The sequence below is a fragment of the Cedecea sp. B1(4) genome (assembly GCF_059414925.1).
Map to the genome: position 1 here is coordinate 1 of NZ_JCAHMZ010000351.1, position 524 is coordinate 524.

Annotated in this window: 1 protein-coding gene; it reads left to right on the plus strand. The window is 67.0% G+C overall.

The features are described from left to right. Window positions 1-524, plus strand: a 524-nt coding sequence (locus ACR6JA_RS23245) for a TonB-dependent receptor domain-containing protein (protein WP_494599892.1), incomplete at both ends; no start/stop codon positions are given.

Consider the following 524-nt stretch of genomic DNA (forward strand, 5'->3'; position numbering starts at 1 on the left):
CCTACCGGCTCACCGCCTTGCGGCGCGACAGCAATACTTTCATCGACCACGTGCCCGACGACCGGACCTATGTCGCCCCGGCGCTGAAGTGGCAGCCGAGCGCCGCCACCTCGCTGACGCTGCTGGCGGAATATCAGAAGGACCGCACCCTCTACGCCTACGGCCTGCCGGCGCAGGGCACCGTGCTGCCCAATATCAACGGCCGCATCCCCCGCGACCGCTACCCCGGGGAACCCGGCTTCGACAAATTCGAGCTGGAACGGTATTCGATCGGCTACCTGTTCGAGCACGCATTCAACAGCCAGCTGACGCTGCGCCAGAACGCGCGCTACTTCAACGCCAAGAGCCATTACGCGATGACCAGCCTGTGGCAGCTGGCGCCGGACCAGCGCCATACCGCCAGCCGCAGCGCCTTGCCGCGCTGGGACCGGTCGTCGGCGGTCAACGTCGACACGTCCCTGCAATACCTGGCCAGCACCGGCCCGGTGCGGCACACCCTGCTGGCGGGCTTTGACTACACCCTG